This window comes from Streptomyces sp. NPDC057900 (genome assembly GCF_042887885.1).
Classification (GTDB): Bacteria; Actinomycetota; Actinomycetes; order Streptomycetales; family Streptomycetaceae; genus Streptomyces.
On sequence record NZ_JBHVOI010000011.1, the window covers coordinates 181,718 to 205,706 of the forward strand.

Here is a 23,989-nt window from a genome sequence, read left to right on the forward strand (position 1 = left end):
TGTCAGGCGGTGACCTCGTGCGAGATTGTTGCCTCCAGGCAATCGTCTAGTTGATGAGGTGAGGGATTCGCTCAGCGGGTCCTCAAGTTGTGGTTTCCACTCAAGCGCAGACCGTCGCGGACAAGGCGCCCGGCCGTCGATGGGGCCGGGCCCCGTACCCGGTCCTGATCGCTGACGTCGAGGGCGCGGTCGTGCGGTGCAATGACGCCGCACGGCTTCTCCTGCCCGCGGCGGTCCCGGGCACACCACTGGTGGACGCGGTCCCGCAGTGGCTCTGGACGGCGCACGCCGCGCTGACCCGCCCCGGCCCGCACGCGGTCCCGGGCGCGGAGGGGCCCCTGCGCGGTGTGATCGGGGAGCGCCGTTTCGAGGCGCACCCGACCGTACGGAAGGGCGGTTCGGTGGCGTGGTGGCTGGTGGACGACACCGACCACCAGCTCGTCCGGGAAGCCCTGCACATGGAGCGGGAGCGGACCGCGTTCCTGGGGAAGGCGTCCAGCGTCCTGCTCTCGTCCCTGAACCTGGGGCGCTGCATGGATATGACCGCGCAGATGGCCGCTGAGAACCTCGCCGACGCGGCACTGGCGATCGCACCGGCTCGCGGGCAGCGGCTGCCGGTGGTGACCTGCCTGCGCGACGGCGCCCCCGAGGCGTCGACCGTCGCGGTGGACCCCGACGACGTGCCGGGGCTGGGGGAGGCGCTGCGCGGGTTCCCGCCGGTGCCCTCGCGGTGGATCGACCCGCTCACGGCGCCCGACTGGATGGTGCCCGAGGGGTTCGGTCCGGTCGGGTCGATCGTGATCACCCCACTGCCGGGGCACGGTGTCGCCGCCGGAGCGCTCGTCCTCCTGCGAAGGTCGCAGAACACCGCCTTCAGCGACGACGAGGAGGTGTTCGCCCGGCTGTTCGCCGCCCGCGCGGGCGCGGCAATGTCGGCCGCACGGCTGTACGCGGAGCAGGCGGCGATCACCGACGTCCTCATGCGTGAGCTCCTGCCCCCCACCCTGCACCACATCTCCGGAGTGGACTTCGCCGGCGCCTACCGGCCCTCCGCGGACCACGAGCGCATCGGCGGCGACTTCTACGACGTCCACCCCGCCCCGACCGAGGGCGAAGCCTCCCTGGTCTCGCTCGGGGACGTCTGCGGCAAGGGCCTGGAAGCCGCCGTACTGACGGGCAAGATCCGCAACACCCTGCACGCCCTGCTGCCCCTCGCCGACGACCACCAGCGGATGCTGAGCCTGCTGAACACCGCGCTCCTCAGTTCGCACCACACCCGCTTCGCGACCCTGGTCCTGGCCTCCGTCATCCGTAGCGGCAACTCGGTGGACCTCAAACTCACCAGCGGCGGCCACCCCAGCCCGCTCATCATCCGCGCGGACGGCACCGTCGAGGAGACCGACACCACCGGCACCCTGATCGGTGCCCTCCCGGACATCTCCTCCAGCACCGTCGCCGTATCCCTCGCGCCCGGGGAGTCCTGCGTCCTGTACACCGACGGCATCACCGAAGCCAAGGGCGGACCGATGGGCGATGCCCTGTTCGGTGAGGAGCGCCTCAAGCGCGCCCTCTCCGAGTGCGCGGGCACACCGGCCGAGGGAATCGCGGAACACGTGCAGATGCTGGCCGCCCAGTGGCTGGGGGGCCGCCCTCACGACGACATGGCTGTCGTCGTGATCTCCGCCCCTCGCACGCACCACCTCAGCGCGGTGGACGGGCACACCCGGGGCAGGTTCACCGCATGACTACGAGCACACCGCTTCTCGAACACACGGCGCAGTCGGCGGAGCTGCTGTGGAACGCGGTCTCGATCGCCGACGAACACGCGGCCACCGAGCTCGTGCTGCGCCTGCTCGACGAAGGGGCCGACCCGGAGAGCGTCCTGCTGGACGTGATCGCCGTTGTCCAGGGCCGCGTCGGTGAGGAATGGGCGGCCGCCCGGCTCAGCGTCGCCCAGGAGCACGCGGCGACCGCCATCAACGACCGTGCCGTCGCCGCGCTGAGTGTGCACCCCGCCGCCCGCACCACGGCGACCCGGGGCCGGATCACCGTGGCCTGTGTGGACGGCGAGTGGCACGGGCTGCCGGCCCGCCTCCTGGCGGAGGTCCTGAAACTGCGCGGCTGGCGGGTCGACTACCTCGGTGCCCAGGTCCCCACCCCGCATCTCATCGCCCACCTCCACAGCACCCGGGCCGACGCGGTCGCGCTCTCCAGCTCGATCGCCACCAGACTGCCCGCCGCGCACGCGGCGATCACCGCGTGCCAGGCCGTCGGTGTCCCCGTTCTCGTCGGCGGCGCCGCCTTCGGGCCCGAAGGCCGGTACGCGACACTGCTGGGCGCCGACGCGTGGGCCCCCGACGCCCGCGCCGCCGCCGAGCTGCTCGCCGAGCGGAGGCTGCCGCTGCCGGAGACCGATCACCAGCAGTTCGATGACCTGCCGCACCTGAGTGACCAGGAATACACCGTGGTCAGCCGAAGCAGCGCCTCGCTCGTACAGAGCGTCTGCACGGCACTTGAGGACGCGTTTCCCGCGATGCGCTCCTACAGCGCTGCCCAGCGCGAGCGCACCGCGGAGGACATCGCCCACATCGTGGAGTTCCTGGCCACCTCGCTCTACCTCGACGACGACGAACTCTTCACCTGGTTCATCACGTGGACCGCGCAGATCCTTGTGGCCCGGGGCGTCCCCGCCCACAGTCTGCCGCCGGCCCTTGAGCTCCTGGCCCGCGAGCTCAAGGACTTCCCCCGAGCCGTTCGCGTCCTCCGGGCAGGGACGCACGTCCTGACCACCGCCCCCCTCACCGCAGCCGGGAACCCCGCATGACCACAAACCCCCACCACCTGCGCCTGACCGCGATCGACACGGAGGACAGCGTCCGTATAGAGGCCGACGGGGACCTCGACTACGACAGCGCCGGCCTGCTCCTGGACGAGGTCACCGCCCAGCTCGCGGCCCGGCCCGCTCTGACAGACCTGCATCTGCACTGCGCGGATCTCGGCACCGTCGATTCCATGGGCCTGTCCGCTCTGCTGATGATCGCCCGCCGCACGGCCCAAGCGGGGGTTCGACTGCACCTGGACGACCGGCCCCCGAGACTCGACCGGCTCCTGCGCCTCACCGGTACTCTTGACCACCTCACGGCCCAACCCCTCCGCGAAGCCGCAAAGGCTCCATCGGCAGAGGAAAGCGTCACTGCGGTCCGCCCCATCGGGCCGGACGGCGCCATCTGAGCCACTGCCCGGACATCCGCCAGGCAGAAGCACACACCGACGGGCAATCATGACCGCACCAGATGCCGCCCCCAGCAGGATCTGGCAGGAGGCGACCGACTCGGCGAGCTCCATCGTCGAACTCCTCGACGTGATGTGGGACCACGCCAGAAACGCCACCGTCGGTATGACAGCGCCCGGCTCCACGTCGCAGCTCCGCCTGATGTACGTCGTGGACCGCGAAGACGGCATACGGATGCGCACCGTGTGCCAACGCCTCGCCTCCGCGCCACCCACCGTCACCCGCATGTGCGACCGCCTCCAGGCCATCGGCTTCCTCGAACGGCTGCCCAGCCCCGACAACGGCCGCGAAATCGTCCTGTGCCTTACCGCCGCGGGCAAGGAACACCTGCAACGCATCCGCGAACAGCGTGACTCCATGCTCCACCAGGCCATCAACAACATGTCCACCATCGACCGCCGGGCCCTGGCCGCCGGGCTCGGAGGGCTCAGGACCCAGCTCGACGCTGCCCAGGGCGAGGCACCCCGCGCATCCGGCCGCGCATCCGGCGGTCACTCCGCGGCCTGAACGGTTGCCGGCGGAAAGTCGGCTCCGGTTGCGCTTGCTTCGAGTGCACTCCAAGGTTCTAGCGTGGAGGCATGACGGTGATGGAGACCACGACCGCTTCGACGAGGACCGATATCTGCGCATCGCCCCCCAAGGCGCACCCGCGTCCCGAGGGGCAGGACCAGTACACGATCAGCGAGGTGGTCGCCTTCACCGGGCTCACCGCACACACGCTGCGCTGGTACGAGCGGATCGGGCTGATGCCGCACGTCGACCGGTCACACACCGGGCAGCGCCGTTTCACCAACCGTGACCTGGACTGGCTGACCTTCGTCGGCAAGCTGCGGCTGACCGGGATGCCGGTCGCCCACATGGTCCGTTACGCGGAGCTGCTGCGCGAGGGCGACCACACCTTCGAGGAACGGCAGGAACTGCTGGAGGCGACCCGCCGCGACGTGAGGACGCGGATCGCGGAGCTCCAGGACACCCTCGCCGTACTCGACCACAAGATCGACTTTTACGCGGGCGCCCGACGGGCGCCGGAGAGGTCAAGTACCTGATGACTGACGACAAGATCGCCACAGCGGAGCTCGGCAGGGGCGGCCCCCGGGTCGGCGTCCAGGGGCTCGGCTGCATGGGCATGAGCGAGTTCTACGGGGACACCGACGAGGCCTCCGCACGCGAGACGCTGGAGACCGCCCTGGCGGCCGGTGTCACGCTCTTCGACACCGCGGACATCTACGGGAGCGGCGCCAACGAGACGTTCATCGCGCCGTTCGTCGGGGCGCACCGGGACGAGATCACCCTCGCCACCAAGTTCGCCATCGAGCGCCGGGACGACGACCCGCACTACCGGGGCATCCGCAACGACCCCGCGTACATCCGGCAGGCCGTCGAGAACAGCCTGCGGCGGCTGGGCACCGACGTGATCGACCTCTACTACATGCACCGCCGCGATCCGGCCGTGCCGCTGGCCGAGTCGGTGGGCGCCATGGCCGAGCTGGTCCAGCAGGGCAAGGTCAAGCAGCTCGGGCTCAGCGAGGTGACGGGCGCGGAGTTGCGCGAGGCGCACGCCGTGCACCCGATCGCCGCCCTCCAGTCCGAGTGGTCGCTGTTCAGCCGGGACAGCGAGCGCAGCGCGGTGCCCGCGGCCGCGGAGCTCGGCGTGACCGTCGTGCCGTACTCGCCGCTCGGCCGAGGTTTTCTGACCGGGGCCTTCGCGGACGCGGGCAAGGACCTGGGGAAGAACGACTTCCGGCAGTTCCAGCCGCGCTTCAACGGCGACAACGCGAAGGCGAACGCCGCGCTGCTGGAGCCCGTCCGCGAGATCGCCGCCGCGCACGGGGCGACCGCCGCCCAGGTGGCGCTGGCCTGGGTGCAGCAGCGCGCCCAGGTGCACGGGCTGGCCGTGGTGCCGATCCCGGGCACCCGGAAGAGCAGCCGCCTGCTGGAGAACGTCGGCGCCACCCGGATCACGCTGACGTCCGAGGAGCTGGCGCGGCTGGAGCCGATCGCCGGCCAGGTCGCGGGGGACCGCTACCCGGACATGAGCTCGACCGCGACCGCCCGCGAATAGCGGCGACGGCTGATCGCGCCCGGCCGACAGGCCCTGGGCGCGATCAGCCCTTGGCCACCTTGATGACCACGGTGGAGCACATCTTGTCGGCGAAGGTCTGCCTCCGGACGTCCCACAGCGGCCAGAGCCAGCCGAGGTAGCAGGCCAGACTGTCCACTATGTGCGCGAGCTTGCGCACGAACGCCATGCCGAAACCGAGCGTCGCGCCGTCGGCCTCTCGGCGCACGCTGATCCGGAGGACCTTCTTGCCGGTCGTCTGCCCGTACCTGCCCTCCCGGTAGAGCTGGTAGAAGCCCATGGCGAAGAAGTAGGCCACGCCCACCGCGAAGAAGAGCCCGGGGTCCGCGTTCGCCGGGTCGTCGCTCCTCACGATGTCGACGAACCCCAGCGCGTACATCGGCGCCACGATGATCATCAGATCGAGCAGCCACGCCCCCACCCGCTCTCCCCAGTGGGCCGGCGGCGGCATCCCCATCCCCGGCATGCCCGGCATCCCCGCCGCCGGGTACATCCCGTACGGCGGGTACATCCCGTACGGCTGCTGCTGCTGGTAGCCGTACCGCGGGGGAGCGTCGTACGGCTGCTGACTGTAGGGGTTGTTCGGATCGCCGTAGCTCATGGCGAGGTTTCTCCCGTGCCGGTAAGAGGTGCGGAGCGCCCGCGTGGTGGGGCGGATCCGCCGTAACGGCCTTCTGCCCCCGCGCAGTTGCAATAGTGAACGCTCATCGTGCGGGGAGCACCGGTCGCTTGTCCAGTCCGGCGTGCGATCCTTCGGCGATCGCCGCGAACGCGCGCAGCGATTCCGTTCCGGGAGCGAAGTACCCGGTGTGTCCGTGGGCGTCCTCCGCGGGCACCCGGCGGGCGCCGAACGCGGCGGAGGCCGGGTCGGCGCCGTGGCCCAGACCGGCGAACTCGACGTGGGGCACCTTGCCGATCCAGTCGCTGGGGTCCTTGGCGGCCCACACCCGGGCGTCGGTGTGCAGATCGCGGACGTTGTCGGCGCGCATCCCGGGCGATCCGAGGACGACCAGGTCCGTGGCGCGCAGCCGGGACGCGGCGAGGCCGCAGACGACGGAGCCGTAGCTGTGGCAGAACACGGCGGGCGTGGGCACACCGTCGGCGGCCAGCCCGTCGTCGAACCGGGTCAGCCGGTCGGCCCCGGCCTCCGCGAGCGACCCTGTCGCCGCGTCCACGCCGAGGCCGACGGGGGTGGTGTACCCGGCCCAGGCGATCACCGCGCTGCCCCGGCCGGTCCGCGCGTACAGGGACTTGGCCATGCCCGCCGGGGTGCCGTACACATCGGTACCGCGGTCGAAGGTCCCGGCGTCGATGTCGGAGCCCGGCACGACCACGGACACCCGCCGCGCGGCCCTCAAGTCACCGAAGACCTCGGCCACCTGACCCCGGCCGCGCGGGTCGAACGCGAGGATCTGCCGGTGCGGGTCCGCGGCGAGACGCGCGTACCGGGGATCGTGACCGCTCCTCAGCGCACGGGCGTTGGCGCGGTAACGCAGCTCGGCCGGTACGCCGTCGAGGTTCCCGACGACGAGCGGGTGCCGGGCGATCAGCGTCTGCCGGTCCCGGTCGCTCAGCCCCCGGAAGAACGCGCTCACTTCGGAGGGCGTGTCCCGCTCCGGGTCGGGCAGCTCCCGGCCCAGCACCCGGTCCGCCCGCCAGGCGGCGGTACCGGGCGGCGGCCCGGTCAGCGCCTGCTGGGCGTTGCCGGAAGCCCAGCCGGCCGTCCCGGCCACCACCGTGGTCGCCAGGGCGACCGCCACCAAGGTCCTCGCGTAACGGCGCATCGGGCCCTCCCCCTCCGGCCGAGCCGGATCCCGTCACACCGTGCGGCGCGACGGGAGGAAGGTAGGAAGAGGACGGGTGCCGGGGCGTCACACCGAGGGGCCAACCGGGGAGTGATACCGGGGTAGGGGGTGTGCCGGCCCCGGCACACGCGGGCGTCAGGGAGTCTCGCCCCGTACCACCACGCCCGCCTCGTACGCGAAGATCACCGCCTGGGCCCGGTCGCGCAGATCCAGCTTCGCGAGTATCCGCCCGATGTGCGTCTTCACCGTCTGCTCCGCCAGCACCAGCTGCCCCGCGATCTCCTGGTTCGACAGCCCCCGGGCTATCAGCCCCAGCACCTCCGTCTCCCGCGGAGTCAGCCCGTTCAGCCGCAGCGCCGCCGCGCCGCGCCCCGCCCCGGACGGCCGTTGGCGGGCGAAGTCCGCGATCAGGCGCCGGGTCACGGACGGGGCGAGCAGCGCGTCACCCGCCGCCACCACCCGTACCGCCGAGATCAGGTCCGCCGGGGGCGCGTCCTTCAGCAGGAAGCCGGACGCGCCGGCGCGCAGCGCCTCGTACACGTAGTCGTCCACGTCGAACGTGGTCAGCATCAGCACCCTCGGCACATGCGCCACGCCCACCGGCGGGTTCAGCAGCTCGCGAGCCGCCGCCAGTCCGTCCATCTCGGGCATCCGGACGTCCATCAGCACCACGTCCGGATGGACCCGGCGGCTGACGTCGATGCCCTGGCGCCCGTCCGGCGCCTCACCGACCACATCGATATCGGCCTGCGCCGCGAGCAGCGCCGCGAACCCCGCCCGCACCATGGCCTGGTCGTCGACGATGATCACACGGATGGTCAAGGGTCCTCCGGGGGCGGGACGGTGCGGGACGGGAGCGGGCGGTGACGCGGAACGGTCACCCGGCGGCGCCGTCGGGGGCCAGCGGCAGCCGCGCGGCCACCCGGAAACCCCCGTCCGGCAGCGGCCCGGTGTCCAGCGTGCCGCCGGTCAACCGTACGCGCTCGCGCATCCCGACCAGCCCGTGTCCCGTCCCCGTCGTCTCCAGCGGCTCGCGCGGCGAACCAGTGTGTTCCGGCGGCCCGTTGACGACCAGCACCGTCAGATGCGCGCCGTCGGAGCTGACCGACACCCGGGTCCGGGCTCCCGGCGCGTGCCGGACCACGTTGGCCAGGGCCTCCTGCACGATCCGGTACGCGGACAGGTCGACGGCCTGCGGCAGGCCCGTCAGCCCGGCGGGCAGCGACAGTTCGGCCGGGAGCCCCGCCCGTACCGTGGCCTCCACCAGCTGTTGCAGCCGGTCGAGGCCCGGCTGCGGCGCCCGCTCGCCCTCCGTGCCCTCGCTGCGCAGCACCTGTAGCAGCCGCCGCATCTCCCCGAGCGACTCCCGCGCGCTCGCGGCGATCGACTCGAACTCCTCGCGGACACCGTCCGGAAGTCCGCCCAGCCGGTACGGGGCGGAGTCCGCCTGGACCGTGATCACGGACATGTGGTGCGCGACCACGTCATGCAGTTCACGGGCGATCCTGGTGCGCTCCTCCAGCAGCGTGCGCCGCGCCCGCTCGGCCTCGCTGATGGTCTCCTGCTCGGCCAGCCGGCGCTGTGCGACGCCGCGTTCCCGTACCGCCGCGCCGATCGTCAGCACCACGGCACTGAGGATGAACAGCAGGAGCGAGTTGTCGGTGCGGTGGTCGGAGGAGACCAGATACAGGACGAGCCCCGCGGCGCCGGTCGCCAGCCAGACGCCCGCCAGCGTCTGCCGCCGCTCGCGCAGGCCCAGCGCCAGGAGCACGAAGAGGTAGCCGATCTGGGCGGGTGCTGTCCACGGCCAGGCGTCGCGCTGTCCGGCGTCCTGCCCGAGGAGCAGGACCGCGCCCAGGACGTCGGCCGTGAAGATGATCCACCAGGCCTGCAACGGCCGGTGCGCCAGCATCAGCAGCGGCGCGGCCTGGGCGACGCCGAGGAGGCCGGCCAGACCGCCGTTCAGGCCGTACTGGTCGGACAGGACCGTGATCGTGACCGGGATGAAGATCGTGGCGAGCGCGCCGACGACGACGTACGGCAGGACCCGCTGCCAGCGCCTCCGGGCGTCGGCCAGCAGCGGGGTCGGCGGATGGGACGGGTGGGTCAGTCCGTACGCCAGCTCGCCCAGATGGCGGCGGGTGGCGTTCAGCAGACCGTCCGCCGCGGCCGGGGAGGAGCGGGGCGGGGACGACGGGGGCGGGGGCGCGGAGGTAGTGGGCATGGGCTGATCAGCGTAGGCAGCGCGCCCACCGGCCGGCGTCATACCGGAGTGCTGGTTCCGGGGGCGTCCGGCTCGTACGGGAGTATGACCGGGGTCCGCACCGGTGCGGTGCGCGCGGGATGCCGGTGGACGCGCGCGGGACGGCCGTGGTGCGGCGGTCTACAGCTCCGCGAGCAGTTGGGCCTTCTTCGCGCTGAACTCGTCGTCCGTCACCAGTCCCGCCCGGTGCAGTTCGCCGAGGTGGTGGATCCGCTCCGCGATGTCCGCCGGATCGCGCCGCCCGGCGGCTGACAGGGCCGTCGTGGCGGCGGGCGCGGACTGCTTCCTGCGGACGGATTCCAGCACGGCCGCGGCGAACGGCAGCGACTCGTGCACCGGGCCGTAGCCGAGGCCGAAGATCACCGCGGCGGGGTCCTCGTCGGCCCGGGTGGGCCGTGCCGCCACCGGCTGCACGCTCTGCGCGGTGCCCGTGCACAGCGCCGCGCCGGGACCGCCGCCGAGCCCCGAGCCCTCCGCCATGGCCGGTCCGGCGCCCTCCAGCCCTTTCGGCACCAGCCGCAGATAGCCCTCGAAGACCTCGGGGGAGCGCCACTCGACCCCGCTCAGCTCGGTGACCGGGAACGTCTGGTCGCCCGCCTTCCACTTCTCCGAGGAGGCGCCCGTCCAGAACCACCGGAAGGAGATCCGGTCCCCGTCGAAGCTGGCCCGGCCGTCGTACGCCTTGAAGCGCATCGGCGCCTCGGGCGCCGCGACCAGGAAGCGCTCGGCGGGTTCACCGGCGTCGGGGCCCAGCCGGGCCCGCAGCTCGTCCGCGTAGTACTCGGCGAGCGTCTCGCGCTCGGCCGGAAGCACCAGGCGGTACGGGTCGCAGCCGTCCTTCAGCTGCCCGGCCGCGGCCTCCAGCAGCGGATCGGCGCCGGGTCTCGGCACGGCACGCAGCACCACCGTGCCCCGCTTGCCCGGAGTCAGCGTCACCGACGACAGCGCGGCGTGCGGGACGCGGCGCTCACGGAGGCTCTGGAAGAGTCTCGGCGTGCGGATACCCCGTTCGAAGCGGATGAGCACGGAGTCGGTGTCGAACTCCCAGGTGGCTTGAATTCCGGCCAGCACATCACCCATGTGCCTCATCGTATGCGGCACTTGCCCGCACGTCCCCCCTCCGAGTCGACGGCAATCCGGGACCGGCGCGGCTCTCTACGCGCGTCAGACCGTCTCGTTGCCGGAAATTCGTTCGTGGCAGGCGCTGTCTGCCTGGGCACAGGTCACCGAACCGTAGGTGCCGACACCGATCGCGGCGAAGTTGCCGAGGCTCTCGGTTCCCGGCTCGAAATAGCCGCTGTGGCCGATCGCGTCGCCCGCCGCCGCGATCCGCGCACCGAAGCTCGGATCGACCGGATCCGCCCCGTGGCCGAGCCCGGCGACCTCAAGGTTCGGTACGTCCGCGATCCAGTCGTCGTGGTCCCGCATCGCCCACACATTGGCCCGGGTGTGCAGCGCCCCGGCGTTGTCGGCGCGCATGCCGGGACTGCCCGCGACCGCGATATCGGTCACCCGGGCGGGCAGCCCGCTCGCCGCCACGCCGCACAGGACCGAGCCGTAGCTGTGGCAGAACAGCGAGACGGGGGCCCGGCCGGGGAGCGCGCCGACGAGCGCGTCGAGCCGGACCGCCCCGCGCTGGGCGAGGTTCCCCAGGGCGGCGTCCATGCCGATGCCCACGGGCGCGGTGTAGTCGGCCCAGGCGATCACGGCGGTGCGTACGCCGGGGCCCGCGGTCCGCTCCGCGGCGTACAGGGACTTGGCCATGCCGACGGGCGCGGCGTTGGTCTTGGCCCCGGTCCGCTCCAGCGTCAGCAGATTGGTGTCGACGCCCGGCACGACCACCGAGACCCGCTCGGCCCGGCCGAGATCACCGAAGACCTCGGCGGCGCGGCCCCGGCCCGACGGGTCGAACGCGAGGAAGTGCCGGCCCCGGTCGAGCATGGAGCGGAAGCGGTCCAGCCGGCGGACCGCCTCGGCGCGGCCCTCGGGGGAGAGTCGGCTGTCGTGCGCCCGCTTCTGTTCGACCGTGCCCGCCTGGACGAGCGCGAGCCGGTTGGCCCGGTAGCGCAGGGTGACCGGCGCGCCGTTCAGATTCCCCACCACCAGCGGGTACTTGTCCGCCAGCTGGACCCGCTGCGCGGCCGTGAGCGTGGCGAAGAAGTGCGCCAGTCTGTGCGGCTGGGCGTCGGCGGGGGGAAGCGCGCGGCCCCCTATCGATCCCTTGGCCCAGGAGGCGAGTGCGACAGTGCGTGGCTCGTCGGAGCGTTGATGACGCACGGCGGTCCAGCCAGTGGTCGCCAGCATCACGAACACAACCGCGATGGCGAGCAGGGTGCGCCATGCGGTGAGCGTCGGGGAGGAATCGAAGGAAGTCACTGCGGCCCACATTAGGAGACGCGCGCCGCACGCCGTTAAGCGGGTGACACACATCACCCGACTGTCGGGAATGGAACGCCTCTTCCCTCACCCTCCGTACGGGCCACCCGTACGCTCCGCCGAGCTCGGCACCCCGCAGATGTCGCATCCGCCCGGCGTGGTCCGCGTGTTGTGACCTTGGCCATACGCCGGGTCCGAGACATGCGGCACACGGCCCCGGGCGGGCGTGCGCCAGTCCCCGGCAAGGGCGGGCCCCAACTGGTCGAGATACACCTCGGTCAGCGTCCGCAGCGAGTCCATGCTGGTCTCCCGGCCGTGCCCCCAGAGCTGGCCGGTCACCCTCATGACCCCGCAGAACGCGGCGACGGCGACGCGCGGACGCGGGTCCCGCTCCACGTCCAGGCCCTCGCGCCGCGCGATCAGCAGGGCTATCTGGTTCTCCAGCTCACTGCTGCGCCGCAGATGGGCGGCGAGCAGCGAGGGCGTCGATTCGATCATCTGGTAGGTACGCATGTGGAGTTCGACCGGGACGATGGCCTCGATCGCTTCCCCGATACTGTTCCAGGCGCAGAGGACCGCGCGGCGCATCGCCTCGAAGGGGGCTTCCGACGCGGGCCGTTGGCGCAGTTCGGCGATGAAGCGCGACTCCACCATCTCCTGGACGGCGAAGGCGGCCGACTCCTTGCCGGCGAAGTAGCGGAAGAAGGTGCGCTGGGAGACCTCCACCGCGTCGACGATCTCGTCGACAGTGGTCTCCTCGTACCCCTGGGTGGTGAAAAGATCGAGGGCGGCATGGAGCAGCGCGTCCCGGGTGCGGCGCTTCTTGCGCTCGCGCAGCCCGGTCGGATACTCGGCGGCTTGTTGCCCGTCGGTCACTGAGCTGGTCCTCTTTTCCCTGCTTTGTCCAGCTCAGCTTACCTGTGAGCTACGTGACAGTTACCGACTTGTGAAATGGTTTGTCAACTGTCAGCGACTGACACTAATCTCCGGGTATGACTAGTCAGACCACCGTCGAAAAGGCACCGCGGGAGCCCCGGGATGCCCCTGTTCCCGCACCTGCCAAGGGGCTGCGCGGCCACCCCTGGCTGACGCTGTTCTCCGTGGCCATCGGCGTGATGATGGTCGCGCTCGACGGCACGATCGTCGCGATCGCCAACCCCGCGATCCAGAAGGACCTCGGCGCCTCGCTCGCCGACGTCCAGTGGATCACCAACGGCTACATGCTCGCCCTCGCGGTGTCCCTGATCACCGCGGGCAAGCTCGGTGACCGGTTCGGACACCGCCAGACCTTCCTGATAGGCGTCGTGGGCTTCGCCGCGGCGTCCGGGGCCATCGGCCTCTCCAGCAGCGTCGTCCTGGTCATCACCTTCCGGGTGCTCCAGGGCCTCTTCGGCGCCCTGCTGATGCCGGCCGCGCTCGGCCTGCTCCGCGCCACCTTCCCGGCCGAGAAGCTGAACATGGCGATCGGTATCTGGGGCATGGTGATCGGCGCCTCGACCGCCGGTGGCCCGATCCTGGGCGGCGTGCTCGTCGAGCACGTCAGCTGGCAGTCCGTCTTCTTCATCAACGTGCCGGTCGGCGTGATCGCGCTCGTGCTCGGCGTGCTGATCCTCAAGGACCACCGCGCGGCGAACGCCCCGCGCTCCTTCGACTTCGCGGGCATCGTGCTGCTGTCCGGTGCGATGTTCTGCCTGATCTGGGCCCTCATCAAGGGTGCGGAGTGGGGCTGGGGCGACCCCAAGACGATCGGCTTCCTGATCGCCGCCGTCGCCCTGTTCGTCGGTTTCGCCCTTGTCCAGCAGCGCGTCAGGGAACCGCTGATCCCGCTGGCGATGTTCCGCTCGGTGCCGCTCTCCGCCGGCACGGTCCTGATGGTGCTGATGGCCTTCGCCTTCATGGGCGGCCTGTTCTTCGTCACCTTCTACCTGCAGAACGTGCACGGCATGAAGGCCGTCGACGCCGGTCTGCACCTGCTGCCGCTGACCGCGATGATGATCGTCGCCTCGCCGCTGGCTGGCTTCCTGATCACCAAGTTCGGCCCGCGGGTCCCGCTGGTCGGCGGCATGGTGTGCACCGCGATCGCGTGCTTCGGCATGTCCCAGCTGACCGTCGGCACCGGCACCGTCACCATGTCGATCTGGTTCGCCCTGCTCGGCCTCGGCCTCGCGCCGGTCATGGTCGGCGCCACCGAGGTCATCGTGGGCAACGCCCCGATGGAGCTCTCGGGTGTCGCGGGAGGCCTCCAGCAGGCCGCCATGCAGGTCGGCGGCAGCCTCGGTACGGCCGTCCTCGGCGCCATCATGGCCGCCCGGGTCGACGCCGAACTCGCCGACAACTGGAAGGACGCGCAGCTGCCCCCGCTGTCGGGCGAGCAGCTGGACCAGGCGTCCCAGGCCGTCAAGGTCGGCATCCCGCCGGTCGCCCCGGGCACCCCGCCCGAGGTCACCGGCAAGATCGTGAACGTCGCCCATGACACGTTCGTGTCCGGCATGAGCACGGCGTTCATGGTCGCGGGCATCGTCGCGGTGATCGCGGCCCTGGTCGCCACGCTCACCAAGCGCGGCGAGAACGCGGAGGCGGGCGCGGGAGCCGGTCACATCTGATCCGACCCGCCCGTCCGGGCCACGTCCAGACGCCGTCCAGGCGTCAACGCAGTGCACACGACAGCCCCGCCGGAACGTTCCGGCGGGGCTGTCGTGTATCAGGGTGGTAGGACCTCGGGCCCCTTCCCGGATGCCCGCACCGCAGCTCAGGCTGGGTGTGGAAGATCCACATCAGTACGGGGGGGTTCACTCATATGCGTACAACCGTTGTCGGCGCCGTCCTGGCCGCCACCGCCCTGGCCGTCACCGTTCTGCCCGCCGGCCCGGCGCCGCGGGCCGAGGCCGCGCCCGTCCGGCTCGGCGCCTGCGGGAGCGGTCAGCTCTGCCTCTGGGCGAAGCCGGAATTCGCCGGCGGCCGCCAGGTCCACGAGCTGTCCACCATCGACATCGACAGCTGTGTGCCGCTGCCGGCGGGCTCCACCGGCCAGGCGCTCGCCAACCGCACCGGCCGCCCGGTCACCACCTACCAGTCGGCCGAGTGCGGCGAGACCGGGGAGTTCGAGACCTATCCGGGCGGCGGTACCTGGGTGCCGCGGTCCCCGTACCAGGTCCGCGCCTTCAAGGTCTGGGAGAACTGAGACCGGCCGCAGAACGCCGTGTGGCGGTGGGAACCTCCAGGCCCCACCGCCACACGGTCCCGCGAAACTACGCGTCGCCGCCCGCGGCCCCCGGATCGGCCGAGGCCACATCCAGCAGCTCGTAGCGGTCGACCGCGGTCTTCAGCGCGGAACGGTCGACCTTCCCGTCCTTCGCCAGCTCGGTGAGGACCGCCAGGACGATCGACTGCGCGTCGATGTGGAAGAACCGGCGCGCCGCGCCCCGCGTGTCCGCGAAGCCGAAGCCGTCGGCACCCAGCGACTGGTACGCGCCGGGCACCCAGCGCGCGATCTGGTCCGGTACCGACCGCATCCAGTCGGAGACCGCGACGAACGGGCCCTGCGCGCCGGACAGCTTGCGCGTCACGTACGGGACGCGCTGCTCCTCCTCCGGGTGCAGCAGGTTGTACCGCTCCACGTCCACGGCCTCGCGCCGCAGCTCGTTCCAGGAGGTCGCCGACCAGACGTCCGCCTTCACGTTCCACTCGTCCGCGAGGATGCGCTGCGCCTCGACCGCCCACGGGACCGCCACACCGGACGCCATGATCTGGGCGGGGATCTCGCCCTTCTCGCCGCTGCTGTAGCGGTAGACGCCCTTCAGGATGCCCTCGACGTCCACATCGGCGGGCTCGGCCGGGTGCTGGATCGGCTCGTTGTACACGGTGAGGTAGTAGAAGACGTCCTCGTTCTCCTCCGGCGTCCCCCCGTACATCCGGCGCAGACCGTCCTTGACGATGTGCCCGATCTCGTACCCGAACGCCGGGTCGTAGGCGACACAGCCCGGGTTGGTCGAGGCGAGCAGCTGCGAGTGGCCGTCCGCGTGCTGGAGGCCCTCACCGGTCAGCGTCGTACGGCCGGCGGTGGCGCCCAGCACGAAGCCGCGCGCGAGCTGGTCGGCCATCTGCCAGAACTGGTCGCCGGTCCGCTGGAAACCGAACATCGAGTAGAAGACGTACACCGGGATCAGCGGCTCGCCGTGCGTGGCGTAGGCCGATCCGGCGGCGATCAGCGAGGCGGTGCAGCCCGCCTCCGAGATCCCGTCGTGCAGCAGCTGACCGGTCGGGGACTCCTTGTACGCGAGCAGCAGATCGCGGTCCACCGACTCGTACTGCTGACCGAGCGGGTTGTAGATCTTCGCACTCGGGAAGAACGCGTCCATGCCGAAGGTCCGGTACTCATCGGGTGCGATCAGCACGAAACGCTTGCCGATCTCCTTGTCCCGCATGAGGTCCTTGAGGATGCGGACGAACGCCATGGTGGTGGCGATCGACTGCTGACCCGATCCCTTCTTCGCTGTCGCGTACGCCTTGTCGTCGGGCAGCGCCAGCGGCTTCGCCCGCACCACCCGGGTCGGGACGTAACCGCCCAGACCCTTGCGGCGGTCGTGCATGTACTGGATCTCCTCCGAGTCGCGGCCCGGGTGGTAGTACGGCGGGTTGCCGTCCTCCAGCTGGGAGTCCGCGATCGGGATGTGCAGCCGGTCCCGGAAGCGCTTGAGGTCCTCCGCGGTGAGCTTCTTCATCTGGTGGGTCGCGTTGCGGCCCTCGAAGTTCGGCCCCAGCGTCCAGCCCTTGACCGTCTGCGCCAGGATCACCGTCGGCTGGCCCTTGTGGGCCTTGGCCGCCGCGTACGCCGCGTAGACCTTGCGGTGGTCGTGACCGCCGCGGCCCAGGTGCAGGATCTGCTGGTCGGACATGTCCTTGACCATGTCCCGCAGCCGGGCGTCGTCCCCGAAGAAGTGATCACGGATGTACGCGCCCGTCTCGGTGGCGTACGTCTGGAACTGGCCGTCCGGCGTGGTGTTCAGCTTGTTGACCAGGATGCCCGTGCGGTCCTGCGCGAGCAGCGGGTCCCAGGAGCGGTCCCAGACGAGCTTGATGACGTTCCAGCCGGCCCCGCGGAACTGCGACTCCAGCTCCTGGATGATCTTGCCGTTGCCGCGCACCGGGCCGTCGAGCCGCTGGAGGTTGCAGTTGACGACGAAGGTCAGGTTGTCCAGGCCCTCACGGGCGGCGATGGAGAGCTGGCCGAGCGACTCCGGCTCGTCCATCTCGCCGTCCCCGAGATACGCCCAGACGTGCGAATCGGAGGTGTCCGCGATACCGCGCGCCTCCATGTACCGGTTCATCCGCGCCTGGTAGATCGCGCCCAGCGGGCCCAGGCCCATCGAGACGGTCGGGAACTCCCAGAAGTCCGGCATCAGCCGCGGGTGCGGGTAGCTGGACAGACCGTTCGGCGCCTTCGACTTCTCCTGGCGGAAGGCGTCGAGCTGCGCCTCGCTCAGCCGGTCCAGCAGGAAGGCGCGGGCGTAGATCCCGGGGGAGGCGTGCCCCTGGAAGAAGATCTGGTCGCCGCCCCGGCCGTCGTCCTTGCCGCGGAAGAAGTGGTTGAAACCCACGTCGTACAGCGAGGCGGAGGAGGCGAAGGTGGCGATGTGGCCCCCCACGCCGATCCCCGGACGCTGTGCCCGTGACACCATCACGGCCGCGTTCCAGCGGGTCGCGTTGAGGACCTTGCGCTCGACGTCCTCGTCGCCGGGGAAGAACGGCTCGTCCTTCGTGGCGATGGTGTTCACGTAGTCCGTGCTGCGCATCTCCGGCACCGCGACACGCTTCTCGCGTGCCCGCTCGATGAGCCGGAGCATGAGGTAGCGGGCCCGCTCGCGGCCCCGCTCGTCGACGGCGGCGTCGAGTGAGTCGAGCCATTCCTGGGTCTCTTCTGGATCGAAATCCGGGACCTGACTCGGAAGGCCGCCAATGATGATCGGGTTGCGATCGGATCCGGAAGCCACGCTGTTCCTTCGCTGTTCGGTGCTGCGCTACGGGGCCTGGTTGAGGGATTCACGCCCCCGGGATGTGTACACGTACGCCATCCCATCGTGTACCGCGAGGGCGCAAACGTCACCTCTACCGAGTGGTAACCAGGGGCTTTCCGGGACACCATGTCACCGGACGGCCCAGCCCCGGATGGGCCGCGCCGGAGCGGGTATCCGGGAGGCAGGAGGGGAGGCGGGAGGCGCGTGGAGAGCAAGTCGGGCAGGATGGGTCGGGCGAAACCGCAACCATACGCCCAAGACGTGCAAGTGTTCCCAAATACTGCTCGACTCCGATTGCCGGACCGAAACGGCATAAGCTGTTCAAGGACGTAAAGGGAGTGGACGGCGGCGCAGGCTCCGGCAAGGGCCGCCAACAGTGCGGCGACGTGGCACGAAACGTCACCGTTTAGGCGGTCTCGTGCGCTGGGTACTTGCGCGATCCGCCGCTCCCGTGTGGACTACGGCCAACGCCCCGCGTACGCGCGTGGCTGCAGCATTTTCCGAAACATGATCAGGAGGCAACCCGTGAGCGCGACCGCGGACCACGCGGAGGAGCGGACCAACCCGGCAGCACGCCTGGGGTTCGAGCCCGGACAGGTGGTCCAGGAGATCGGCTACGACGACGACGTCGAGCTGGAGCTCCGTGAGGGCATTGAGGCCACTATCGGCCAGGATCTCGTCGACGAGGACTACGACGACGTCGCAGACGTCGTCCTGCTCTGGTTCCGCGACGAGGACGGCGACCTTACGGACGCGCTGGTGGATGCCATTGGTCTGCTTGAGGAAGGCGGCACCGTCTGGCTGATGACGCCCAAGACCGGCCGTGACGGATACGTCGAGCCGAGCGACATCAACGAGGCCGCCCAGACAGCCGGACTCGCCCAGACCAAGAGCATCAGTGCGGGCAAGGACTGGACGGGAAGCCGTCTGGCCACACCGAAGGTGGCGGCCAAGCCCAGGCGCTGAACCGCATATCGCCACTGAAGGCCCCCGACGGCAGCAAGCCGCCCGGGGGCCTTCGTATACCCGTCGCGCTCCGTGCGGCGCCCGCGGAGTGACCTTCTGCGGGTGCTGCACGGCCGCGGGGCGCCTCTGCGTAGGGTGGGGAGTCACCCGGACAGCCCAGCCCGGCGACGTAGCGAAGGGACGCGTTTCATGGCGATCGAGGTCGGCACCAAGGCCCCGGATTTCGAGCTGAAGGACAATCACGGCCGGACCGTGAAGCTCTCCGACTTCCGCGGCGAGAAGAACGTGGTGGTGCTCTTCTACCCGTTCGCCTTCACCGGCGTCTGCACGGGCGAGCTCTGCGCCCTCCGTGACGAGCTGCCCACGTTCGAGAACGACGACACGCAGCTGCTCGCCGTCTCCAACGACTCCATCCACACCCTGCGCGTCTTCGCCGAGCAGGAGGGCCTGGAGTACCCGCTGCTGTCGGACTTCTGGCCGCACGGCGAGACCTCCCGGGCGTACGGCGTCTTCGACGAGGAGAAGGGCTGCGCGGTGCGCGGCACCTTCATCATCGACAAGGAGGGCGTGGTGCGCTGGACGGTCGTCAACGGCCTGCCCGACGCGCGCGACCTGAACGACTACGTCAAGGCGCTCGGCACGCTCTGATCCGTGATCCGGGGGATCTCGGGGCGACCCCCGGCCAAAAGCCTGTTTTGGCCGGGAACCGGTCACTAGGATCCACTCGTTGATCCGATGCCAACGCAACGTGGAGGCGCCGGCACCGGCCGGCCCCCAATGAAACCAATGGGAGGACTCGTGGGAGTCAGCCTCAGCAAGGGCGGCAACGTCTCGCTGACCAAGGCCGCGCCCAACCTGACCGCGGTCATCGTGGGTCTGGGCTGGGACGCTCGTACCACCACCGGTGGAGACTTCGACCTCGACGCCAGCGCTCTGCTGACGAACGCCGAGGGCAAGGTCGGCAACGACGGCAATTTCGTCTTCTTCAACAACCTCAAGAGCCCCGACGGTTCCGTCGAGCACACCGGTGACAACCTCACCGGTGAGGGCGAGGGCGACGACGAGGTCATCAAGGTCAACCTGGCCGGTGTCCCGGCCGATGTCGACAAGATCGTCTTCCCGGTCTCGATCTACGAGGCCGAGTCGCGCCAGCAGAGCTTCGGCCAGGTGCGCAACGCGTACATCCGCGTGGTCAACCAGGCCGACAACAGCGAGCTCGCCCGCTACGACCTGAGCGAGGACGCCTCGACGGAGACCGCCATGGTCTTCGGCGAGCTGTACCGCAACGGCGCGGAGTGGAAGTTCCGTGCCATCGGTCAGGGCTACGCCTCGGGTCTGCGCGGCATCGCGCAGGACTTCGGCGTCAACGTCTAGACAGCCGATCCGGGGCCCGCGCACGCGCGACCCCGGGCAGGCACCAGCACGTCCCCGTCCGGCGCCGCACCCTGTGCGGCGCCGGACGCGCTCGACAGACGGTTCATCCACTCGGGGAGGACACACACCATGGGCGTCACGCTCGCCAAGGGAGGCAATGTCTCCCTCTCCAAGGCCGCACCCGATCTCACCCAGGTACTGGTCGGGCTCGGCTGGGACGCACGATCCACCACCGGGGCCGACTTCGACCTCGACGCCAGCGCGCTGCTGTGCCAGTCGGGCCGGGTGCTCGGCGACGAGTGGTTCGTGTTCTACAACAACCTCACGAGCCCCGACGGCTCCGTGGAGCACACCGGTGACAACCTCACGGGTGAGGGCGAGGGCGACGACGAATCCGTCATCGTCAACCTCACCCAGGTTCCGGCCCACTGCGACAAGATCGTCTTTCCGGTCTCGATCCATGAGGCCGATGTTCGCGGGCAGACCTTCGGGCAGATCAGCAATGCGTTCATCCGGGTGGTGAACCAGGCCGACGGCCAGGAACTCGCGCGTTACGACCTGAGCGAGGACGCCTCGACGGAGACCGCGATGATCTTCGGTGAGCTCTACCGCTATGGCGGCGAGTGGAAGTTCCGTGCGGTGGGGCAGGGGTACGCGTCGGGGCTGCGGGGCATCGCTCTAGACTTCGGGGTCAACGTTTCGTAAAGCCGCGCTCGGCGCGGGGGAGCCCCGTACTCACCGGGGGAGACCCGTTACATAAATGATGGGGTAGCCAGTGCTTCTGAAAACCTTCGGCTGGTCGTTCGCGATTACCGCGATCGGCCTGGTCGCAGCGTGGTTCTACGGGGGGTGGGAGGCCTTCGGGGTAGTGGCGATCCTCACCGTCCTGGAGATCTCGCTGTCCTTCGACAACGCGGTGATCAACGCCGGAATCCTGAAGAAGATGAATGCCTTCTGGCAGAAGATCTTCCTCACGGTCGGTGTGCTCATCGCGGTCTTCGGTATGCGGCTGGTGTTCCCCGTCGTGATCGTGGCCATCACTGCCAAACTGGGTCCGATCGAGGCAGTTGATCTCTCCTTCAACGACCCGGACCGCTACAAGGAACTGGTCACGGACGCCCACCCGGCGATCGCCGCCTTCGGTGGGATGTTCCTTTTGATGATCTTCCTCGACTTCATTTTCGAGGACCGTGACATCCAGTGGCTGCGCTGGATCGAGCGCCCGCTCGCCAAGCTCGGCAAGGTCGACATGCTGTCGGTCTGCATCGCGCTGATCGTCCTGCTGATCTCGTCGATGACGTTCGCGGTCCACGCGCACCAGCACGGCGGCGGCCACGCGGACAAGGCGGAGACGGTCCTGCTCGCGGGTATCGCGGGTCTGATCACCTACCTCATCGTCGGCGGGCTCTCCGGTTACTTCGAGGACAAGCTCGAAGAGGCGGAGGAACGCGAGCACGAGGAGGAGGAACAGGCCAAGCGGAGCGGCAAGAAGGTCTCCGCGGTCGCACTCTCCGGCAAGGCCGCGTTCTTCATGTTCCTCTACCTGGAAGTGCTCGACGCGTCCTTCTCGTTCGACGGCGTGATCGGCGCGTTCGCCATCACCAACGAGATCGTGCTGATGGCGCTGGGCCTCGGTATCGGTGCGATGTACGTCCGTTCGCTCACGGTCTACCTGGTCCGCCAGGGCACCCTGGACGACTACGTCTACCTGGAGCACGGCGCGCACTACGCGATCGGCGCGCTGGCCGTCATTCTGCTCGTCACGATCCAGTACGAGATCAACGAACTCATCACCGGTCTCGTCGGCGTCGTGCTGATCGGCTGGTCGTTCTGGTCCTCGGTCCGGCGCAACAAGGCGGAGGAGGCCGAAGGCGGCGGAGACGGTGGCGGGGGCGGCGGTTCCACGTCCGAAGTGCCCGCCGGGGTGTGACCCGGTAGGGAATGAGGAACGCTCTCTGCGGGGCGGCTCGTACGGTGAAGGTCCTCGGGAAGATCCCGGACCCGGCCCGGAGCCGCCCCGCAGCGGTGCGTGCGTCGTGTGGTGCGCATGCGGCGGGTGCGGGGCCGGGTATCCGGCGTGGCCGATATGTGTGGGGGTTGGGGATGGCGTTCTGGGACAACTTGTGGCCGGGGCGGGAAGCGCAGTTCGAGTCGGGCAACGCGGCCACCAACTCCATCGTGCTCTCGCGGCGGCATGCCACGGTCTCGCTGACCAAACAAGGCGCGCTGACCGGCAACCTCCGGGTCAACCTCTCCTGGCGGATGCGTACCTCCGACATCGAGGGGCGGTCGCGGCAGAGCGGCCGGCTGCTGAGACCGCTCAAGCTCTTCAAGCCGGACGTGGTCCAGGCGCACACCCAGGGCGTGGTCAACGTCGACCTGGACCTGGGCTGCATGTACGAGCTGGCGGACGGCACCAAGGGCGTGGTGCAGCCGCTCGGCAACCTGATCGGTGACCTGAACGCGCCGCCCTACATCCGGCTCAGCGGCGACGACCGCTTCGGCGCACCGTCCGGCGAGACGGTCTACGTCAACCTCGACCAGCGCGACCAGATCAAGCGGCTGCTGTTCTTCGTCTACATCTACGACCAGACACCGGCCTTCGACCGTACGCACGCCAAGGTGACGCTCTACCCGGGCAACGGGCCGCGCATCGAGATCGAGCTGGACGAGCGGGCCCCGCAGGCACGCTCGTGCGCCGTGTTCACGGTGGAGAACGTCAAGGACGAACTGATCGTGCGGCGCGAGGTGAAGTTCGTCTACGGCTTCCAGTCGGAGCTGGACCGGATGTACGGCTACGGGATGCAGTGGGGGCGCGGCTACAAGTCCCGGACGTAGCCCGCCCATGCCGGGCTCAGGGGCGTATGAACTGCGGTCCCTGGGGCGGCAGGACGAAATTCGGGTCCGGGGCGTGCGCTGCCGCCGCGGCGGGCTGCGGATAGCCGTACGAGGGCTGCGCGGAGGCCGGCTGCGGGTAGCCGTACGCGGGCTGCGGCGCAGCGGGTACGGGCGGGGCCGCGGCGGGCTGCGGGTAGCCGTACGCGGGCTGCTGGTGCTGCACGGTGAGCTGCGAGTCGGGATCCGGCGCCGGTGCGGGCGGGAAGGCCGGTACGGGTGGGACGGGCGGTGCGGGGGTCGCGGGTGTTGCGGGCGGCAGTGGTGCCGATGCCGGTGCCGGAGTGGATTCGGAGTCGGCCGAGGGCGCCGTCTCGTCGACCGAGATGCCGAACGCGGTCGCGAGACCGACGAGGCCGGTCGGGTAGCCCTGCCCCACGGCCCGGAACTTCCAGCCATCTCCGCGCCGGTACAGCTCGCCGCAGATGATCGCGGTCTCCGCGCCGGTCTCGGGCCGGATCTCGAACACCGCGAGCGGCTCACCGTTCGCCGCCGCCGCGTCGAAGAGCATGATCGACAGATCGCGCACCTGCTCGAAGGAGGCGCCGTCCGAGGACGCGGCGATGACGACCTGGTCGACCGAGGGGTCGAGTCCGTTCAGGTCGGCCTCGATGGTGTCCGTCAGCCCGGTGGCGAGACTCCGCTTCGGCAGCCGTCGTACCAGGCCGGAAGGGTGACGGGGCTGGTTGTAGAAGACGAAGTCCTCGTCCGAGCGCACGCGGCCGTCGGGACCGAGCAGCAGGGCCGAGGCGTCCACGTCGGGGACCCCGTTGCCCGGGGTCCAGCGCAGCACGGCCCGTACGGCCATGGCGTCGAGTGGGACGTTCGAGCCTTTCACCATCGCGTGCGTCATGGCGGTCATCCTGCCTGCTGGCAGCCCCCGCGGACAACGCGGGGGTCGCGAGTCGTGTCCCGGCGGGGCGC

22 protein-coding genes and 1 pseudogene are annotated in these 23,989 nt (G+C 70.2%); 14 read left to right on the forward strand and 9 right to left on the reverse strand.

Going from position 1 to position 23,989, the window contains the following annotated elements; all coding sequences use genetic code 11:
- Nucleotides 1-191: 191 nt before the first annotated feature.
- The 6 genes from ACFVQ0_RS30425 (at nt 192) to ACFVQ0_RS30450 (ending at nt 5,354) form a co-directional block, all read left to right on the forward strand.
- Nucleotides 192-1,745 carry a PP2C family protein-serine/threonine phosphatase gene (locus tag ACFVQ0_RS30425; protein WP_390092432.1) on the forward strand — a complete coding sequence of 518 codons (1,554 nt, stop codon included), beginning with the start codon at nt 192-194 and terminating at the stop codon, nt 1,743-1,745.
- On the forward strand, nt 1,742-2,824 hold the full coding sequence (locus ACFVQ0_RS30430; RefSeq protein ID WP_390092400.1) for a B12-binding domain-containing protein: 1,083 nt from the start codon (nt 1,742-1,744) through the stop codon (nt 2,822-2,824). The genes ACFVQ0_RS30425 and ACFVQ0_RS30430 overlap by 4 nt, the downstream gene beginning before the upstream one ends.
- Nucleotides 2,821-3,231, forward strand: a complete 411-nt coding sequence (locus ACFVQ0_RS30435) for an STAS domain-containing protein (protein WP_390092401.1) — start codon at nt 2,821-2,823, stop codon at nt 3,229-3,231. Before ACFVQ0_RS30430 ends, ACFVQ0_RS30435 begins: the two co-directional genes overlap by 4 nt.
- Before the next feature lie 49 nt (nt 3,232-3,280).
- Nucleotides 3,281-3,799: a MarR family winged helix-turn-helix transcriptional regulator gene (locus ACFVQ0_RS30440; RefSeq protein ID WP_390092402.1), complete on the forward strand. Its 519-nt coding sequence runs from the start codon at nt 3,281-3,283 to the stop codon at nt 3,797-3,799.
- A 71-nt stretch (nt 3,800-3,870) separates the two neighbouring features.
- The gene (locus ACFVQ0_RS30445) at nt 3,871-4,338 is read left to right on the forward strand and encodes a MerR family transcriptional regulator (RefSeq protein WP_390092403.1); all 468 of its coding nucleotides are present in this window, start codon (nt 3,871-3,873) and stop codon (nt 4,336-4,338) included.
- Nucleotides 4,338-5,354 carry an aldo/keto reductase gene (locus ACFVQ0_RS30450; protein WP_390092404.1) on the forward strand — a complete coding sequence of 339 codons (1,017 nt, stop codon included), beginning with the start codon at nt 4,338-4,340 and terminating at the stop codon, nt 5,352-5,354. Before ACFVQ0_RS30445 ends, ACFVQ0_RS30450 begins: the two co-directional genes overlap by 1 nt.
- Nucleotides 5,355-5,397: 43 nt before the next feature.
- Here the strand turns inward: ACFVQ0_RS30450 and ACFVQ0_RS30455 are convergent, their stop codons facing one another.
- The 7 genes and pseudogenes from ACFVQ0_RS30455 to ACFVQ0_RS30485 all read right to left on the reverse strand — a co-directional run.
- A complete protein-coding gene (locus ACFVQ0_RS30455) occupies nt 5,398-5,973 on the reverse strand; it encodes an RDD family protein (RefSeq protein WP_390092405.1) in 576 nt (191 codons plus the stop codon).
- Nucleotides 5,974-6,076: 103 nt separating this feature from the next.
- Nucleotides 6,077-7,156, reverse strand: coding sequence for an alpha/beta hydrolase (locus ACFVQ0_RS30460; protein ID WP_390092406.1), 1,080 nt, complete (start codon nt 7,154-7,156; stop codon nt 6,077-6,079).
- Between the two features lie 156 nt (nt 7,157-7,312).
- Nucleotides 7,313-7,999 (reverse strand): response regulator, encoded by a 687-nt coding sequence (locus ACFVQ0_RS30465; RefSeq protein ID WP_390092407.1) that lies wholly within the window; start codon nt 7,997-7,999, stop codon nt 7,313-7,315.
- A 55-nt stretch (nt 8,000-8,054) separates the two neighbouring features.
- Nucleotides 8,055-9,401: a sensor histidine kinase gene (locus ACFVQ0_RS30470; RefSeq protein WP_390092408.1), complete on the reverse strand. Its 1,347-nt coding sequence runs from the start codon at nt 9,399-9,401 to the stop codon at nt 8,055-8,057.
- A gap of 159 nt (nt 9,402-9,560) precedes the next feature.
- Entirely contained in the window at nt 9,561-10,520 is a 960-nt protein-coding gene (locus ACFVQ0_RS30475) for a DUF4429 domain-containing protein (RefSeq protein ID WP_390092409.1), read from the reverse strand.
- 84 nt (nt 10,521-10,604) lie between these two features.
- The gene (locus tag ACFVQ0_RS30480; RefSeq protein ID WP_390092410.1) at nt 10,605-11,816 is read right to left on the reverse strand and encodes an alpha/beta hydrolase; all 1,212 of its coding nucleotides are present in this window, start codon (nt 11,814-11,816) and stop codon (nt 10,605-10,607) included.
- A gap of 222 nt (nt 11,817-12,038) precedes the next feature.
- Nucleotides 12,039-12,692, reverse strand: a pseudogene (locus ACFVQ0_RS30485) (TetR family transcriptional regulator); the annotation flags it as partial.
- A 239-nt stretch (nt 12,693-12,931) separates the two neighbouring features.
- Here ACFVQ0_RS30485 and ACFVQ0_RS30490 point away from each other — a divergent pair.
- Complete coding sequence (locus ACFVQ0_RS30490) at nt 12,932-14,419, forward strand: DHA2 family efflux MFS transporter permease subunit (RefSeq protein WP_390092433.1); 1,488 nt, start codon at nt 12,932-12,934, stop codon at nt 14,417-14,419.
- Nucleotides 14,420-14,613: 194 nt separating this feature from the next.
- Complete coding sequence (locus ACFVQ0_RS30495; RefSeq protein WP_390092411.1) at nt 14,614-14,997, forward strand: peptidase inhibitor family I36 protein; 384 nt, start codon at nt 14,614-14,616, stop codon at nt 14,995-14,997.
- A 67-nt stretch (nt 14,998-15,064) separates the two neighbouring features.
- Here ACFVQ0_RS30495 and aceE read toward each other — a convergent pair whose 3' ends face one another.
- Nucleotides 15,065-17,806, reverse strand: a complete 2,742-nt coding sequence (aceE, locus tag ACFVQ0_RS30500) for a pyruvate dehydrogenase (acetyl-transferring), homodimeric type (RefSeq protein WP_390092412.1) — start codon at nt 17,804-17,806, stop codon at nt 15,065-15,067.
- A 549-nt stretch (nt 17,807-18,355) separates the two neighbouring features.
- Here aceE and ACFVQ0_RS30505 point away from each other — a divergent pair.
- The 6 genes from ACFVQ0_RS30505 to ACFVQ0_RS30530 all read left to right on the forward strand — a co-directional run bounded on the left by ACFVQ0_RS30505 (nt 18,356) and on the right by ACFVQ0_RS30530 (nt 23,008).
- Nucleotides 18,356-18,796, forward strand: coding sequence for a DUF3052 domain-containing protein (locus ACFVQ0_RS30505; RefSeq protein ID WP_073735865.1), 441 nt, complete (start codon nt 18,356-18,358; stop codon nt 18,794-18,796).
- A 189-nt stretch (nt 18,797-18,985) separates the two neighbouring features.
- On the forward strand, nt 18,986-19,444 hold the full coding sequence (locus tag ACFVQ0_RS30510) for a peroxiredoxin (protein WP_390092413.1): 459 nt from the start codon (nt 18,986-18,988) through the stop codon (nt 19,442-19,444).
- 150 nt (nt 19,445-19,594) lie between these two features.
- Entirely contained in the window at nt 19,595-20,170 is a 576-nt protein-coding gene (locus ACFVQ0_RS30515; protein WP_024491201.1) for a TerD family protein, read from the forward strand.
- Nucleotides 20,171-20,299: 129 nt separating this feature from the next.
- Nucleotides 20,300-20,875 (forward strand): TerD family protein, encoded by a 576-nt coding sequence (locus ACFVQ0_RS30520; protein WP_390092414.1) that lies wholly within the window; start codon nt 20,300-20,302, stop codon nt 20,873-20,875.
- Between the two features lie 70 nt (nt 20,876-20,945).
- Nucleotides 20,946-22,100 carry a DUF475 domain-containing protein gene (locus ACFVQ0_RS30525; RefSeq protein WP_390092415.1) on the forward strand — a complete coding sequence of 385 codons (1,155 nt, stop codon included), beginning with the start codon at nt 20,946-20,948 and terminating at the stop codon, nt 22,098-22,100.
- 173 nt (nt 22,101-22,273) lie between these two features.
- On the forward strand, nt 22,274-23,008 hold the full coding sequence (locus ACFVQ0_RS30530; RefSeq protein ID WP_390092416.1) for a Tellurium resistance: 735 nt from the start codon (nt 22,274-22,276) through the stop codon (nt 23,006-23,008).
- 16 nt (nt 23,009-23,024) lie between these two features.
- Here the strand turns inward: ACFVQ0_RS30530 and ACFVQ0_RS30535 are convergent, their stop codons facing one another.
- Nucleotides 23,025-23,918, reverse strand: coding sequence for a TerD family protein (locus ACFVQ0_RS30535; protein ID WP_390092417.1), 894 nt, complete (start codon nt 23,916-23,918; stop codon nt 23,025-23,027).
- Nucleotides 23,919-23,989 lie beyond the last annotated feature (71 nt).

What these genes read in the sequence shown, in the direction of transcription:
- ACFVQ0_RS30430 (WP_390092400.1), top strand. Translation starts at nt 1,742, where the DNA reads ATGACTACGAGCACACCGCTTCTCGAACACACGGCGCAGTCGGCGGAG.
- ACFVQ0_RS30435 (WP_390092401.1), top strand. Translation starts at nt 2,821, where the DNA reads ATGACCACAAACCCCCACCACCTGCGCCTGACCGCGATCGACACGGAG.
- ACFVQ0_RS30440 (WP_390092402.1), top strand. Translation starts at nt 3,281, where the DNA reads ATGACCGCACCAGATGCCGCCCCCAGCAGGATCTGGCAGGAGGCGACC.
- ACFVQ0_RS30445 (WP_390092403.1), top strand. Translation starts at nt 3,871, where the DNA reads ATGACGGTGATGGAGACCACGACCGCTTCGACGAGGACCGATATCTGC.
- ACFVQ0_RS30450 (WP_390092404.1), top strand. Translation starts at nt 4,338, where the DNA reads ATGACTGACGACAAGATCGCCACAGCGGAGCTCGGCAGGGGCGGCCCC.
- ACFVQ0_RS30455 (WP_390092405.1), bottom strand. Translation starts at nt 5,973, where the DNA reads ATGAGCTACGGCGATCCGAACAACCCCTACAGTCAGCAGCCGTACGAC.
- ACFVQ0_RS30460 (WP_390092406.1), bottom strand. Translation starts at nt 7,156, where the DNA reads ATGCGCCGTTACGCGAGGACCTTGGTGGCGGTCGCCCTGGCGACCACG.
- ACFVQ0_RS30470 (WP_390092408.1), bottom strand. Translation starts at nt 9,401, where the DNA reads ATGCCCACTACCTCCGCGCCCCCGCCCCCGTCGTCCCCGCCCCGCTCC.
- ACFVQ0_RS30475 (WP_390092409.1), bottom strand. Translation starts at nt 10,520, where the DNA reads ATGGGTGATGTGCTGGCCGGAATTCAAGCCACCTGGGAGTTCGACACC.
- ACFVQ0_RS30490 (WP_390092433.1), top strand. Translation starts at nt 12,932, where the DNA reads ATGATGGTCGCGCTCGACGGCACGATCGTCGCGATCGCCAACCCCGCG.
- ACFVQ0_RS30495 (WP_390092411.1), top strand. Translation starts at nt 14,614, where the DNA reads ATGCGTACAACCGTTGTCGGCGCCGTCCTGGCCGCCACCGCCCTGGCC.
- ACFVQ0_RS30510 (WP_390092413.1), top strand. Translation starts at nt 18,986, where the DNA reads ATGGCGATCGAGGTCGGCACCAAGGCCCCGGATTTCGAGCTGAAGGAC.
- ACFVQ0_RS30520 (WP_390092414.1), top strand. Translation starts at nt 20,300, where the DNA reads ATGGGCGTCACGCTCGCCAAGGGAGGCAATGTCTCCCTCTCCAAGGCC.
- ACFVQ0_RS30530 (WP_390092416.1), top strand. Translation starts at nt 22,274, where the DNA reads ATGGCGTTCTGGGACAACTTGTGGCCGGGGCGGGAAGCGCAGTTCGAG.
- ACFVQ0_RS30535 (WP_390092417.1), bottom strand. Translation starts at nt 23,918, where the DNA reads ATGACGCACGCGATGGTGAAAGGCTCGAACGTCCCACTCGACGCCATG.